Origin of the sequence: Pseudoalteromonas sp. SIMBA_162 (assembly GCF_046535955.1) — a bacterium.
GTDB classification, from domain to species: Bacteria; Pseudomonadota; Gammaproteobacteria; order Enterobacterales; family Alteromonadaceae; genus Pseudoalteromonas; species Pseudoalteromonas marina.
In genome coordinates, this window is record NZ_JAWJBQ010000756.1 from 1 (window position 1) to 255 (window position 255).

The 255-nt window shown below is 64.7% G+C and carries 1 protein-coding gene; it reads left to right on the forward strand.

Annotated features, from left to right (window positions below):
• On the forward strand, positions 1–255 hold a 255-nt coding region (locus R0J88_RS21710), incomplete at both ends, for a S49 family peptidase (RefSeq protein WP_410901135.1).

Genomic DNA, 255 nt, shown 5'->3' on the forward strand with positions numbered 1-255 from the left:
GTGGTGCTCGACATCAACTCGCCCGGTGGCAGCCCGGTGCAGTCCCAGCGCGTCTATGACGAGCTGATGCGGTTGCGTGAGCGGGGCGACAAGCCGGTGATCGCGGTGATTGAAGACCTGGGCGCCAGTGGTGCCTATTACATGGCGGCCGGCGCCGGCGAGATCATCGCGGCACCCTCGAGCCTGGTGGGCTCCATCGGCGTGATTTCCTCAAGCTTCGGGCTCAAGGGGCCGATGGAAAAGCTGGATATCGAG